This is a genomic window from Sunxiuqinia sp. (assembly GCF_055140945.1).
This window is the reverse complement of sequence record NZ_JBSQYS010000009.1, coordinates 85,331-99,701: the sequence shown is the minus strand read 5'-3', so window position 1 is coordinate 99,701 and position 14,371 is coordinate 85,331. Positions and strand designations below refer to the sequence as shown.

15 protein-coding genes and 2 riboswitches are annotated in these 14,371 nt (G+C 41.4%); of the genes, 12 read left to right on the top strand and 3 right to left on the bottom strand.

Annotated features, from left to right (window positions below; genetic code table 11):
- The first annotated feature begins 49 nt into the window (after positions 1-49).
- Positions 50-1,015 carry a zinc transporter ZntB gene (locus tag ACTB00_RS06120; protein WP_463299033.1) on the top strand — a complete coding sequence of 322 codons (966 nt, stop codon included), beginning with the start codon at positions 50-52 and terminating at the stop codon, positions 1,013-1,015.
- 47 nt (positions 1,016-1,062) lie between these two features.
- Positions 1,063-1,734, top strand: coding sequence for a hypothetical protein (locus ACTB00_RS06115; protein WP_463299032.1), 672 nt, complete (start codon positions 1,063-1,065; stop codon positions 1,732-1,734).
- 59 nt (positions 1,735-1,793) lie between these two features.
- Here the strand turns inward: ACTB00_RS06115 and ACTB00_RS06110 are convergent, their stop codons facing one another.
- Positions 1,794-2,198: an Hsp20/alpha crystallin family protein gene (locus ACTB00_RS06110; RefSeq protein ID WP_463299031.1), complete on the bottom strand. Its 405-nt coding sequence runs from the start codon at positions 2,196-2,198 to the stop codon at positions 1,794-1,796.
- Between the two features lie 280 nt (positions 2,199-2,478).
- Positions 2,479-2,577, top strand: a riboswitch (TPP riboswitch).
- A 50-nt stretch (positions 2,578-2,627) separates the two neighbouring features.
- Here ACTB00_RS06110 and thiS point away from each other — a divergent pair.
- The 9 genes from thiS to ACTB00_RS06065 all read left to right on the top strand — a co-directional run bounded on the left by thiS (position 2,628) and on the right by ACTB00_RS06065 (position 11,959).
- Positions 2,628-2,831 carry a sulfur carrier protein ThiS gene (gene thiS, locus ACTB00_RS06105; protein WP_463299030.1) on the top strand — a complete coding sequence of 68 codons (204 nt, stop codon included), beginning with the start codon at positions 2,628-2,630 and terminating at the stop codon, positions 2,829-2,831.
- 69 nt (positions 2,832-2,900) lie between these two features.
- A complete protein-coding gene (gene thiC, locus ACTB00_RS06100) occupies positions 2,901-4,691 on the top strand; it encodes a phosphomethylpyrimidine synthase ThiC (RefSeq protein ID WP_463299029.1) in 1,791 nt (596 codons plus the stop codon).
- A gap of 9 nt (positions 4,692-4,700) precedes the next feature.
- Positions 4,701-5,315 carry a thiamine phosphate synthase gene (locus ACTB00_RS06095; RefSeq protein ID WP_463299028.1) on the top strand — a complete coding sequence of 205 codons (615 nt, stop codon included), beginning with the start codon at positions 4,701-4,703 and terminating at the stop codon, positions 5,313-5,315.
- Positions 5,291-6,040, top strand: coding sequence for a hydroxymethylpyrimidine/phosphomethylpyrimidine kinase (locus ACTB00_RS06090; RefSeq protein ID WP_463299027.1), 750 nt, complete (start codon positions 5,291-5,293; stop codon positions 6,038-6,040). The genes ACTB00_RS06095 and ACTB00_RS06090 overlap by 25 nt, the downstream gene beginning before the upstream one ends.
- Entirely contained in the window at positions 6,030-6,710 is a 681-nt protein-coding gene (locus ACTB00_RS06085; protein WP_463299026.1) for a thiamine phosphate synthase, read from the top strand. Before ACTB00_RS06090 ends, ACTB00_RS06085 begins: the two co-directional genes overlap by 11 nt.
- Positions 6,679-7,455 carry a thiazole synthase gene (gene thiG / locus ACTB00_RS06080; protein WP_463299025.1) on the top strand — a complete coding sequence of 259 codons (777 nt, stop codon included), beginning with the start codon at positions 6,679-6,681 and terminating at the stop codon, positions 7,453-7,455. The genes ACTB00_RS06085 and thiG overlap by 32 nt, the downstream gene beginning before the upstream one ends.
- 12 nt (positions 7,456-7,467) lie before the next feature.
- Positions 7,468-8,577: a 2-iminoacetate synthase ThiH gene (gene thiH / locus ACTB00_RS06075; RefSeq protein WP_463299024.1), complete on the top strand. Its 1,110-nt coding sequence runs from the start codon at positions 7,468-7,470 to the stop codon at positions 8,575-8,577.
- Positions 8,578-8,594: 17 nt separating this feature from the next.
- Positions 8,595-9,311: a HesA/MoeB/ThiF family protein gene (locus ACTB00_RS06070; protein WP_463299023.1), complete on the top strand. Its 717-nt coding sequence runs from the start codon at positions 8,595-8,597 to the stop codon at positions 9,309-9,311.
- Positions 9,312-9,359: 48 nt separating this feature from the next.
- Positions 9,360-9,457: riboswitch (TPP riboswitch) on the top strand.
- 48 nt (positions 9,458-9,505) lie between these two features.
- The gene (locus ACTB00_RS06065; RefSeq protein ID WP_463299022.1) at positions 9,506-11,959 is read left to right on the top strand and encodes a TonB-dependent receptor; all 2,454 of its coding nucleotides are present in this window, start codon (positions 9,506-9,508) and stop codon (positions 11,957-11,959) included.
- A gap of 36 nt (positions 11,960-11,995) precedes the next feature.
- Here the strand turns inward: ACTB00_RS06065 and ACTB00_RS06060 are convergent, their stop codons facing one another.
- Entirely contained in the window at positions 11,996-12,538 is a 543-nt protein-coding gene (locus ACTB00_RS06060; protein WP_463299021.1) for a carbonic anhydrase, read from the bottom strand.
- A 142-nt stretch (positions 12,539-12,680) separates the two neighbouring features.
- On the opposite strand from ACTB00_RS06060, the gene ACTB00_RS06055 reads away from it, so the two are divergent.
- Complete coding sequence (locus ACTB00_RS06055) at positions 12,681-13,025, top strand: translation initiation factor (RefSeq protein WP_463299020.1); 345 nt, start codon at positions 12,681-12,683, stop codon at positions 13,023-13,025.
- 199 nt (positions 13,026-13,224) lie between these two features.
- On the opposite strand, the gene ACTB00_RS06050 is transcribed toward ACTB00_RS06055, so the two are convergent.
- Positions 13,225-14,013, bottom strand: coding sequence for a M48 family metallopeptidase (locus ACTB00_RS06050; RefSeq protein WP_463299019.1), 789 nt, complete (start codon positions 14,011-14,013; stop codon positions 13,225-13,227).
- Between the last annotated feature and the right edge of the window lie 358 nt (positions 14,014-14,371).

Genomic DNA, 14,371 nt, shown 5'->3' with positions numbered 1-14,371 from the left:
CATTATCGGAAAACCTTTGTATATTGAATCAAATTAATTCAATCTCTTTATGTCACTCATTAATGGATTCAATATTTTTCCAACAACAAAATCTTTTGAAAAGATAAGTGAGGATCAAGTCCACCAACCAATTCCTCATAATGCGTATCAGTGGTTGCAGTTTGATTTAACAAAGCCCGAAACATCACAAATGATTCGATCCCTTGATGGTCTCGATGAGTTGTTTGTTGACGCTTTATTGAAAGAAGAAACACGACCACGACTGTCGATTTCAAACGATGATATGTTGTTTATGTTACGAGGGGTCAATCTGGCTGAAGGGGCAGATCCGGAAGACATGGTTTCTGTTCGGGTGTTGGTTAGCAAAAATCGGATTATTACCTGCCAAAGGCGTAGTATCCTGTCGGTAAATGATCTGGTTTCTCAAGTTGAAGCAGGACACAGTCCGAAGTCGACTGCCCACTTTCTTGTTTATCTCTGTGAGCGTCTGATTTTCAGAATGGCCGATTTTATGGAGGATATTGAAGATCGCTCGGCGGAAATTGAAGAACTGGTTTTAGACAATGAAGATGAAGACTACAGAAATGACATTCACAATATCCGCAGACAAATTATTCAACTAAAGCGTTTCCTGGTTCCTCAGCGAGAAGCGTTCATGAAAATTCAACTTGAGAAAACAAGTTGGATTACTCAAAAACAACAACTTCGTTTTCGGGAAATCACCGACCAGCTTATTCGTTATCTTGAGATGCTGGATGCGGCACGCGACATGGGAACTGTGAGCCAGGAAACTTTATACAACAGACAAAACGAAGAGATGAATAAACGCATGTATGTACTGACCATTGTGGCAGCTTTTTTCTTACCTCTCGGGTTTTTTACCGGGCTTTTAGGTGTTAATCTGGCAGGAATTCCCAGCGCTGAAAGTCCATTGGCATTCACTGTTTTTATTATCATCCTTTTAATGATTGTTAGCTTTCAGTTTTGGTTATTTAAGAAAAATAAGTGGCTGTAGAGTCTTGTAAAACTTTATCTTTGATTCTCATTTTATGTTGTTATGTTATGAGTCGGATCACTATTTTTCTTTTAATTTCAGTTTGCCTGTTTTCTTCGTGTGCAACACAGCACAAAACAATTTCAGCGATCAGTAACTGGTCGTATCCACTGCTTCAGGATGACAAAGAGTTTAGTTTTCGTTATGTTGACGGGATGTTGGATAAAACCGGAAACAAACAAGCGGCTCGCTGGGCAAAAAGAAAGCATATTCATGTAATCAGTGTAAGAATCATGAACAATGGGAAAAAGCCTGTTCATGGAATGCAGTTGTCTTTTTATAACGGTGACGAACCAGTTGAACGCATACACAATGTCTGGTTAGCAAAAAAGGTCAGACAGAGGAGGTCTCCGCTAATGATTTTATTTGCTCCGGTTTGGTTGGCTGAGGCGGCCTTTTACTCTTCGCTTGATGACGATGACGACTATTATTACGAGCGTTCTCCTTACGAAGAAGATACACCGAGTATAACTGGTGATATTGCTTCAGCAGTTGACAATCGACGAAAGAATGAGAACCTAAAACTGAAAGATGAGCTGGTGAATTTTCAGCTCGAAAGACAGGTTCTTTGGCCGGGAAGACCAGTTTATGGGGTAATTGGAATTAGAAGTAAAGAGAATTTGGAGCATCTGAGAATCGTAATGCACGATGTTGGTTTTGAGGTTTTATCAGCATACTAAATAGAAAAAGCCCCACCAACTGGTGAGGCTCCTTACTAACTAAACTAAAACCCATCTACCTATGAAATGTCTATCATGCGTGGTGCATGCTCTTTGTATTCTTCCCTTTTAGGAAGTAAAATTGTTAAAATACCGTCTTTGTGTTTTGCCTTAATTTTGTTGGCATCAACACCTTCCGGCAACCTGAACGAACGACTGAATGAAGAATAGTTAAATTCGCTGAACACAATCTTTTCTCCATCCTTCTCTTCTTTTTGCTCTTTCTTTTGAGAAGAAACTGTGAGAACATTGTCTTTCAAGTCGATGTGAAAATCTTTTTTATCAAGTCCGGGTGCAGCCACTTCAATTTCGAAATCCTCTTTATGTTCGTACACATTTACAGCCGGGCTTGAGCTCCATTCTGGCTTCTCAAAGACATCGTTCCAGAAATTTCTTCCAAAAAAATCGTCGAATAAATTCGGCATGTTTCTGTTTTGTTTGATTAATGGTAACATGACTAAATCCTCCTTTTTTTTAGTTCAACATCAATGATTACGTCTAAGAAACTTCAAACAATATACCAACAGGCTTTTGCTGCGATTATCGATCATGATTAAGCTTCTGGTTGCCATTTTGTCTTTTTTCTGAAGACATTTTTTCATGTGTTAATTGTTTGAATATGAAATATTTTCAGGGTTCGCTAGCTTGAGGTGCAAGGTGCATATTGTAATTTCCACTTTTTTTCGCATACCTTTGCAATCGAAATTTTTCGCAATGGGGTGCCTTAATAATTAAGGGCTGAGATCATACCCAATGAACCTGATTCGGTTAGTACCGGCGGAGGGAGTTGTGTTCCACACTTGATTTTTTATATCCTCATTGCATTTATTCATTTTCTTCTAGAATTTAATGACATGAATGTATCTGTAAACGACCGAAGTGTCGAAATTGAAAATCAAACCAACTTGCATACTCTTATTAGTCAGTTGAAACTTCCCTCGGCAACAGGTATTGCCGTAGCTGTTAACAACCAGATTGTCAAAAAAGGACAGTGGGGAAACCATCTTTTAGCAGAGAATGATCAGGTATTGATCATCAAAGCAAGCCAGGGAGGCTGATGATTCATGCTAAAATGCCAATCATCATTCAACCAATTTCAAAGATCAAAAATCAAAAACCAAATGCAAATGAATCAAGTTAAAAGCCACTTAGGCGAGACCTATAAATTCCCTAATTCGAGAAAAATTTACGTGGATGGAAATTTGTACCCGATTAAAGTTCCCATGCGCGAGATTCAACTATCTCCAACACAGATAAGTGGGAAAGAGATGGAAGAGAATCCGCCAATATATGTGTACGATACTTCCGGCCCTTATTCTGATCCCAAATTTCAAATCAATATTGAAGAGGGATTACCGAATCAGAGAAAATCATGGATTCTGGAACGCAACGATGTGGAAGAGTTGCCAAATCTGAGCTCCGAATTTGGCCAGCAACGCCTGTCTGATCCAGAGATGAAAAAAGTAAGGTTTCCCAAAATTAACCGTAATCCATTAAAAGCGAAGGCGGGCAAAACACCCACGCAATATTACTATGCCGGGCAAGGAATTATTACTCCCGAAATGGAATATGTGGCCATTCGCGAAAATCAGAACATTGAGGAACTCAATAAAAGAAGGTCGCAAAATATAGAGACGTACATCACCCCCGAATTTGTTCGTCAGGAAATTGCAGCAGGACGAGCGATGATCCCTGCTAACATTAATCACCCGGAATGTGAGCCAATGATTATCGGCAGTAAATTTCTGGTGAAAATTAACGCCAATATCGGAAACTCCGAGCTTTCGTCAGGAATTGAAGAAGAAGTTGGCAAGGCGGTTTGGGCTTTCTACTGGGGAGCTGATACGGTGATGGATTTATCGACAGGAAATCATATTCATGAAACACGGGAGTGGATTATCCGTAATTCACCGGTGCCAATTGGTACGGTGCCACTTTATCAGGCGTTGGAGAAAGTAGATGGCAATGCCGAAGACTTAAGCTGGGAGATTTATCGTGATACCTTGATTGAACAGGCCGAGCAAGGGGTGGATTATTTTACAATTCACGCGGGGCTACTTTGGAGTCATGTTCCGAAAACCATTGATCGGATGACTGGAATAGTATCCCGCGGAGGAGCGATCATGGCCAAGTGGTGTTTGGCTCATCATCAGGAGAATTTTTTGTACTCGCATTTCGATGAGATTTGTGAGATTATGGCTGCATACGATGTTGGTATTTCGCTCGGCGACGGATTGCGACCCGGTTCAATCTATGATGCCAACGATGAAGCTCAATTTGCTGAGTTAAAAGTGCTGGGAGAACTTACTCATAAAGCAAGAAAAGCAAATGTGCAGGTTTTAATTGAAGGCCCCGGACATGTACCCATGCACAAGATTAAAGAAAATGTTGAGTTGCAAAAACAGTACTGCGACGATGCGCCTTTTTATGTGTTGGGGCCACTGACCACCGATATTGCTCCGGGATACGATCACATTACCTCAGCCATTGGTGGGGCAATGATCGGCAGCTTTGGCGCAAGTATGCTGTGTTATGTGACGCAAAAAGAACATCTTGGTTTGCCGGACAAAGACGATGTAAAGCAAGCAGTTATCACCTACAAGTTGGCAGCCCATGCCGCCGATTTGGCGAAAGGTTTTCCGGGAGCTCAGGTGCGTGATGATGCAATGAGCAAAGCGCGTTTTGAGTTTCGCTGGAAAGATCAGTTTTGCCTGGCCCTGGATTCTGAAACTGCGATGCAGTTTCATGATCAGACGTTACCTGACCAGGGAAGCAAGCAGTCGCATTTCTGCTCTATGTGCGGAGATAAATTCTGCTCCATGAAATCGACGCATGAAATCCGTGAAATGGCAAAAAAGCTAGAAGAAAAACAACAGGAATTCAGAGATAAGGGAAGCGAAATCTATGTCAATCCATAATTGGAGAATATGGATCTGATTGTTATTTCACATCCCGAATCATTTCCCAATGAGGAACAACTAATTGCCCGGTTTTTTCAGCTGGGGCTTCAGCGGTTTCATTTGCGAAAGCCAGCCTGGGGACAGGAGCAAATCGAGCAATTGTTGAGAGAAATTCCAGCGGATTATTATCCCAACATTGTTTTGCACGATCAGTTTGATTTAGCAGAGAAATACCATTTGGGTGGTATTCATTTTACAGCAAAGACAAAAAGGAGGATTGAACAGTGGTTGGACTTTTCCGGAACCAAAAGCATCAGCTGTCATTCGCTTGAAGAATTGCAGGTGTTTGGTAATAAGGTGGATTATGGCTTTTTGAGTCCTGTGTTTCCTTCTCTATCAAAGCCCGGCTACGAAGGAAATTTAGATTTGCCGAAAGTAAGCTCTTTTTTGAGGCTCGAGAAGAACTATTCAGTTGTTGCATTGGGGGGCGTTTCTGATCAAACAATCAGGCAATGCGTTCAATTTGGCTTTGATGCGGTGGCTGTACTGGGGGCGATTTGGCAAAAGGAGCTTGATGCAACATCGATTCTTAATCGTTTCATTAAATTATTAAACACATGTCAACAAAACGTCCCGATGTAATTTGTTTGTCCGGATTTGATCCGAGTGGTGGTGCGGGCATTTTAGCCGACATGAAGACCCTCGAAATGCATCTGGTTCAAGGTTTGGGAGTTTGCACAGCGCTGACTTTTCAAAATGATCAGTCATTTGACGGAATGGAATGGGTGAGCGAGAAAAATATGCTTCGACAGTTGGATGTTCTTCTAGCGGCTTACCAGCCGATGGCTGTAAAAATCGGAATCATTGAAAATTTGAATGTTTTAATAAAAGCAATCGAGAAACTGATGCATCAGAATCCAGATATTCCAATTATTTGGGATCCGATTTTGAATGCTTCTGCCGGATTCAATTTTCATGAAGAGTTTGATCGTGATTTGTTCGACTATTTGCTAAGTCGCATTTCATTATTAACTCCAAATTTACCGGAGTGCGAGCATTTATTCGGAACCAGCAACGTCAATGTAATTCGTGAAAAAGTGAGTTGTGCCGTATTGATTAAAGGAGGCCATGCCGAATCCGATTTTGCAACCGATGTATTGATAGCAAACGGAGAACAACAACTTTTTCGGCATGAGAGAAAGATGGGGTTTTCTAAGCATGGAACAGGATGCATCCTGTCATCGGCAATCGCTGCAAACTTAGCACTAGGTCGTTCGCTGGCAGAATCCTGTCGCTTAGCCAAAGAATATATGCAATCCATTTTAACAAGTAATCACACCCAATTAGCCTATCATTATGAAGCCTAAAAAGACAATTGCAAGCCTACAGTTAGTCACTCATCCGGTTGAAGGGAATAGCCCATTTAACCAAGCCGAGTCGGCATTGCAGGGAGGCTGCAAGTGGATTCAGCTACGCATGAAAAATCAGGAGTTGGAAAGCTTTATATCCGAGGGACGAAAGATTATGATGTTGAAGGAGCTTTATGATTTTCAACTCATTATTAATGATCATCCGAAAGTAGCAATGAGACTTCAGGCGGATGGTGTGCATCTCGGAAAACAGGATATGACACCAAGTAAAGCCCGGCGGATTCTGGGTGACGACTTTATTATTGGAGGAACTGCGAATAGCGAGGATGATATTATGCGGCTGGTAGGAGAGGGAGTCGATTACATTGGTTTGGGACCTTTCCGTTTTACATCAACGAAAGAGAATTTAAGTCCTGTTATTGGGCTGGGAGGCTATCAGCGACTGATGGATTGGATGAAGCAAAATGAGCTGACGATTCCAATGGTTGGAATTGGTGGTGTTGGGCTTGGCGATGTTGATCCATTGCTGCAAACTGGTTTGCAAGGACTTGCTGTTTCGTCGGCTATTACCAAAGCGGAATCAATTACTTCAAAAACGAAATTATTTCTCAGAAAAATTCAAAAAACACAACAAAATGATAAAAGAACAACCTTTAAAATTAGGTGACAAAGAGTTTAAGTCTCGCTTGTTTACCGGAACGGGTAAATTTAGTTCGAATCAAATGATGGAAGATGCTATTCTTGCATCTGGATCGGAATTGGTTACAGTGGCTTTACGCCGCGTTGATATTCACGATCAAAAAGATGATTTGTTAAATCACCTGAAGCATCCTCACATCCAATTGTTACCTAATACTTCTGGTGTGAGAACGGCCAAAGAGGCGGTGTTTGCAGCGCAACTGGCTAGAGAAGCGCTGGGAACTAATTGGGTGAAACTCGAGATCCATCCCGATCCACGTTACTTGTTACCCGACTCGGAGGAAACGCTTAAAGCAACTGGGGAGCTGGTTAAATTGGGCTTTATTGTTTTGCCATACATTCAAGCTGACCCGGTTCTGTGCAAAAAATTGGAAGATGTTGGGACAGCTGCAGTAATGCCTTTGGGATCGCCAATTGGCAGTAATCAGGGATTGCAGACACGTGATTTTCTTCGCATAATTATCGAGCAAAGTAATGTGCCGGTTATTGTTGACGCCGGAATTGGTGTTCCATCGCACGCTGCCGAGGCCATTGAGATGGGGGCTGATGCTGTTTTGGTGAATACCGCAATTGCTGTTTCCGACGATCCGGTAGCTATGGGACATGCTTTTAAATTAGCTGTTGAGGCTGGCACGATTGCCCGGAAAGCAAAAGTTGGTCGTAAAAGCATGATTGCCGAGGCCAGTAGTCCGCTAACATCATTTTTAGACTAAAACAATTGGGATATGGGTTTTTATGAATTACTTCAGTCACATGATTGGGACGAAACTAAAGATGATATTTATTCAAAAAGTTCGAACGATGTTGTTCGGGCTTTGGGAAGCAACCAGCTGACAGTTGAAGATTTTAAAGCGCTGATTTCGCCGGCGGCCTCGCCTTATCTGGAAGAAATGGCACAGCAGAGCCGCATGAAAACCTTGCGTCGATTTGGGAGAACCATACAGATGTATGTGCCTCTTTACTTATCCAATGCGTGTACCAACTTCTGTATTTACTGTGGTTTTAATCATGAGAATTCTGTTAGTCGATTAACATTGAATTCTGCGCAGATTTTGGAAGAAGTCGAGGCGATTAAAAAGCTCGGTTTTGAGCATCTTTTGCTTGTAACCGGCGAACATCCGGTGAAAGCTGGATTTTCTTATCTCAAAGATACGATTCGTTTGCTGAAAGAACACTTCAAATTGATTTCGATTGAGGTTGCTCCGATGGATACTGAGCAGTACAAAGAGTTGGTTGATTTAGGATTGAACTCCGTTTACATCTATCAGGAAACCTTCCATGAGAAACGATATAATGTGTATCATCCCAAAGGTAAAAAGGCAAATTTCAGGTACCGTTTAGAAACTCCGGAACGACTTGGGCAGGCGGGTGCCTACAAAACGGGCTTAGGTTGTTTGTTAGGGCTGGAAGATTGGCGGACTGATTCTTTTTTTACAGCTCTTCATCTTGATTTTCTGCGCCGAAATTATTGGCGAACAAAATACTCTATCGCGTTTCCTCGTCTACGACCACATGTGGGAAGCTTTCAACCCAACAGCATCATCAGCGACCGTGAATTGGTGCAATTGATATGCGCTTATCGCTTGTTTGATGAAAACGTGGAACTGTCTCTCTCAACCAGAGAAAGTGCTGAGTTTCGTGATCGGTTGGTTTATATGGGAATTACTACAATGAGTGCCGGAAGTAGCACTGAACCAGGAGGCTATGCAAATAAAAACAGATCGTTGGAGCAGTTTTCGATTAATGATGCACGCAGTCCGGAGGAGGTGAAAAACCAAATTCAAGCTGCAGGATATGAGACAGTTTGGAAAGATTGGGACAGCTATTTGCAATAACAAAAAACTTGAATAAGATGCAATTGAAAGATATTGAACGGGATCGTTACCAACGACAATTGATGCTTCCCGGAATTGGCGAAAAAGGCCAGCTGAAATTGAAAAAGGCACGGGTGTTAATTGTTGGGGTGGGAGGACTGGGATCTCCTGTTGCTGCCTATTTGTGTGCTGCAGGTGTTGGCGTTTTGGGCCTTGTAGATGACGATGTTGTTGCAGAAAGTAATTTGCAACGGCAAATTCTTTATAACTCGAAAGTAGTTGGCAAGTTGAAAGTTCATCACGCTCAGGAAGTGTTACAAACATTAAACCCGGAAGTAGAAACTGAAGTTTTTGAAGAGCGTATTTCAGCGCAAAATGCCGAAGCGATATTTCAGAAATTCGACGTGATTGTTGATGCTACTGATAATTTCAGAAGTCGATATTTGATCAGTCAGTTTTGCCAACAATTGAATAAACCCATGGTGCATGGATCAATAGAGGAATTCTCGGGCATGGTTTCGGTTTTTAATTACATGGGAGGGCCAGTGTATGAAGATTTATTTCCGGAGCCGCCTCAAAATACACCCATTGATGGTGAACCGAAAGGTGTTTTTGGTGCTTTGCCGGGTATTATTGGTAGTTTGCAGAGCATGGAAGTTTTGAAAATACTTGTCGGAGTTGGAGAACCCTTGTCGGGTAAGTTGTTGAACTACGACGCATTAACCGGGCGGTTCAATACACTCAACATGATTTAGCTTACTCATACTTGCCTGTTATTTAGATTTATTCTAAATTTGCAGCAGTTTACAGCAATGGGGTGCCTTAATAATTAAGGGCTGAGATCATACCCAATGAACCTGATCCGGTTAGTACCGGCGTAGGGAGGGCATAAGGAAAAATTCCTACCTCATTGGTTAATTTAGTTTTTAACCAGATTATCAAAAAGAAAATGAAAAGATTAGGATTAATACTGCTGATGCAGTGTTTTGCCGTGTATTCATTTGCAGAGTATTCACTTCGTGGAACTGTGTTGAGTGAGTCAGGAGAAGAATTGGTTGGAGCCAACCTGATGTTGTCGGGAAGCTACAAAGGAACTTCAACGAACGAGAATGGTGAGTACGAGTTCGAGAAACTTAAAGCAGGTACTTATACCTTGAAGGTGACCTACATTGGTTACGAACCCAAGAGTATTTCGGTGAATGTGGATGGAGAAACAGAGCGAGACATCCGCTTGGAGCCACGTCATATTATGGCCGAAGAAGTGTTGGTTTCGGCAACTCGTGCAGGAGATAAAACGCCTGTAGCGAAAACCACAGTCAATCAATCAACCATCGAAAGCCGAAATATGGGACAGGATATCCCTTATTTGCTGACCATGACACCTTCGTATGTGGCTACATCGGATGCAGGTGCAGGAGTCGGGTATACCAATTTTCGCATACGTGGAACGGATTTGAACCGGATCAATGTCACCGTAAATGGTATTCCCATGAACGATGCCGAATCGCATGGAACCTGGTTTGTTGATATACCTGACTTGGCCGGATCGATCGAAAATATCCAGATACAGCGTGGAGTTGGAACCTCGACTAATGGTGCCGCGGCTTTTGGTGCCACGATTAATCTGCAAACATCAACGTTGAACAAAGATGCCTATGCCGAGTATCGGACTTCGTTTGGTTCGTTCAATACATTTAAAAACTCGGTAAGTGCCGGAACAGGTTTATTGAATGACCATTTTACCTTTGATGTTCGTTTGTCGAAGGTCAATTCTGATGGTTTTATTGATCGGGCTTCGGCTGATCTGAAGTCATTTTTTACATCTGCCGGATATTATTCGGAGAACACGGTTATAAAAGTGAACGTATTTTCCGGTTTTGAAGAGACTTACCAGGCGTGGTATGGCGTGCCTTCAGTAAAACTTAACAATGATGTTGCTGGATTGGAGCGTTACCGCGATCATTGGTTGTGGAACTCACATTCGGCTCGGGCGAACGAAGAACAGTTTGACCACATCATGAATTCGGATGCCAGAACCTATAATTTTTATACGTATGAAAATGAAGTAGATCATTATCAGCAAGATCACTATCAATTGCATTTTTCTCATCAGTTGAATGACTTCCTGAATATCAATGCGGCATTGCACTACACTTATGGCCGTGGCTATTACGAAAACTATGAATATGATGAAAATTTCACTGACTATCAGATGACAGTTCCTGAAGGAATTGAAGTGACAGATCTTGTTGCTCGAAAATGGTTGGACAATGATTTCTATGGGGCTACTTTCTCATTGAATTACGAGAAAAATAAATCAGCATTCACTTTCGGCGGAGGTCATAGTACATATGATGGCGACCATTTTGGGAATGTGATTTGGGCTCAGTACATGGGCGAAAATGAAAAGGATCATGAATGGTACCGGGGAACCGGATTGAAAAAAGACTTCAATGTGTTTGGGAAATACAGTTACCAACTAACAGAGGCTTTCAATTTATTTGCCGACATGCAGTATCGCCATATTGATTACGATATTGATGGCATTGATGATGATTTGCGGGATTTGACACAGTCGCATCAGTACGATTTTTTCAATCCTAAATTTGGTGTTTTTTACCGGCCAAACAATGCTCAGGAAGCTTATTTGAGCTATGCCGTAGCTCACCGTGAGCCAACCCGAAGTAATTTTGTCGATGCAGATCCGACCGGAAAACAACCGGTTTCTGAAACTCTACGAGATCTGGAGGCTGGTTACACTTACAAAACATCAACCTTTTTAGTTGGCGCTAATTTGTATTATATGAGTTACAAAGATCAGTTGATTGCAACCGGTGAAATTAACGATGTTGGGGCTCCAATCATGGTCAATGCAGATGATAGCTATCGTGCCGGAATTGAATTAACCGGAGGACTGAAAATTACCCGTAGCCTGAACTGGGATGGAAACGTGACGTTCAGCCAAAATAAAATAAAGGATTTCACGGAGTATGTTGATAATTGGGATGCAGGAGGGCAAGAAGCTTTTAATTTAGGTGAAACCGATTTAGCATTTTCTCCAAATGTAATTGTCAATAGCCAGTTGAAATTTAAGCCAGCACCTGCCTTAAGCTTAAGTTTACTATCAAATTATGTTGGCGATCAGTATATTGATAATACGTCGAGCGAGGATCGTAAACTGGATGCCTGGTTTGTTAATAATTTGAAAATTGAATATTCCTGGGAAGGAAATTTGTTTGATGAAATTAACCTGCACTTGATGGTGAACAACTTGTTTGATGAAGAATACGAAAGTAATGCCTGGGTTTATTCGTATTATACAGGTGGTACCCGCTACAAAATGGATGGCTACTTCCCACAAGCCGGAACTCATTTCTTTGCCGGAATAGATTTCAAATTTTAGATCAGTTGATAACCCTTGAAACTTTAGTTTTGAGGGTTATTTTTTTTCAATTTGATAAAGCTTGCTGTTTTCAGCATCAAAAAATAGAGGTGCAATCGTTACTTTCGGATATCGCCTGCGTAGTCTTCCAGCTTCTGCCAGCAGAAAGTCAACTGAGTTGCCAATCTCAAAAAAAGGCGATAGGTTTTCAAAATGCATCTGAGCATTTTCGAGCTTCCAACCGGCATTTTTAGCCATCCCTGCAATAAACTCATCCTTTCTGGAATCCAGCTGAACCATTTCACAATTGGTATGTCCAATCAGCGCGATATGCTGAATATTTCCAACGCCAATTGCAAAGGAAACCTGAAATTCGTGATAAAAAAGATTGGCTCCTCCCGAGCGAATGATGTAGGCGAAATTTTCCGGAATCCATAAGTTTTTGCGGTTGTCCATGCACATGCCAATCAGCATTTTTGGAGCTTCGTAGTTGGAAAACCGTTTGTTTAAATTATGGTATTCCAATAGTAAGCCAATTGGTGTGTTTTGGTATTCGGGGAATATGTCTTTCTTCGAAATAATTTCAACTAGTTCTGCCATTTCATTCTTTCCAGTTCAATTTGTAACAGCAACCAGTCGAGCTCCTAAAAAGTTCAAAAAAATGTCATCGGGAAAAGAATTATAGATTATTTACCCGACAAAGTTTTTCTTTTTACTTTTGAAGAACGAAAGGAATATTTTTATGGCAAAAGATTGGAAAGAGCGTCTGGGAGTAGTTTATTCAACCAACCCTGACTTTGGTTACAACAAAGAAGAACAGGAGAGTGAGGAAACGTTGCCGGCCCGGCAACAGGATTTGAGAGTTAGCCTGGACAAGAAAAATCGCAAAGGTAAGGCTGTAACATTAGTTACCGGATTTGCAGGCAATGATGAAGATTTAAAAGACTTGGGTAAATTGCTAAAAACCAAGTGTGGAGTAGGAGGTTCAGCTAAAGAAGGGGAAATTCTCATTCAAGGCGATTTACGTGATAAGGTCGTTCAAATTCTTCAAAAAGAAGGTTACAAAGTAAAGCGATCGGGAGGGTGAAGTGTATTTCCTAAGTTAATTGTTTTCAAAAACAAGAAGCAAAGCAAACAAACCAATCAGTAATCCGATAACCCCTTCAAAAAGTCGATTTTTTACAAGGTTTTAATTTTCTAAAAATCAAGGCAAAATGACGACTTCCTTTATTCAATCGTTTTCTGAACAAGGTTGAGGGGGTAGAGTGCTTCATGTTGAGAAGAGATTAATTTCTATAATATTCCATTGCTTTAGGCATCAGTCGTTTCAGGTTGTTTATTCGTTTTTGCGGGTTCGGGTGGGTCGATAAAAATTCTGGAGGATTTCCTTCGCTTTGACCCATCATTCGTATCCAAAATTCTGGTGCTTCTCTGGGGGCATAATTAGCCATTGCCATAAAATAAAGGCCCAGTTCGTCAGCTTCACTTTCATGCTTTCGGCTATAAGGTAATGTTACGCCAAGCTGGGTGCCAAGGCCAAAGGCAGTCATGGCTATTTGTATGGTCGTTTCTTTGCTTTCCTTTAGTGCTTCAGAGAGTGCAGTACCTCCCATTTGCAGGGCAAGCTGCTGCGACATACGCTCATTACCGTGCTTTGCAATAGCATGAGCCACCTCATGGGCCATCACAACGGCTATTCCGTTATCGTCCTGACAAATGGGGAGAATACCTGTGTAAAATGCGATCTTTCCACCCGGCATGCACCAAGCGTTGAGTGCATCACTTTTTATCAGGTTGAATTCCCATTCATAGCCATCAATCAAGGCTTTTCGATCAATACTTGCGAGGTATACTTCGACAGCGTTGGCAATGCGTTTTCCGACTCTGGCAATTGCTTGACTTTCATCGGTATTACGAATGGCATTTTCTTCTTGTAGCACCTGATTGTAACTCTGGTTACTAAGAGTGAGCATTTGAGCCGTTGGAATTGCTGTAAACTGTTTCCGGTTGGTTAAAGGAACTGTACTACAAGCTGTGAAGATGAAAAGGGTTATTACGAATATAAAACGTTTCATAGTTTGCTGTTTTTAACAATGATTGTTTTGGGGCTTTATCACGTTTGTATAATCTAATGATGTGCCAAAGGCAATTCAAAATAAAATGTTTGCGTTAATATGTTGATAGTTATGGATTTGTGGTTTTTGGGAGCGATGAATCTTGGTTACTCATGTCCACCACTTTCCCCAGAATGTGGAATTGGGACTAATTCCTTATCTCTTGAGATTTATAGCAATGCATGAATGCACTGGGAAGAATTCCAGATTTCTCTTTGAATCGTTTCGGAAATGCACTTTTATCGGAATAACCAACGGCTCAAGATATTTCCTTGATGGTAAGATCTTCTTCAGTTAACAGGAGTTTGGTATAAATTGC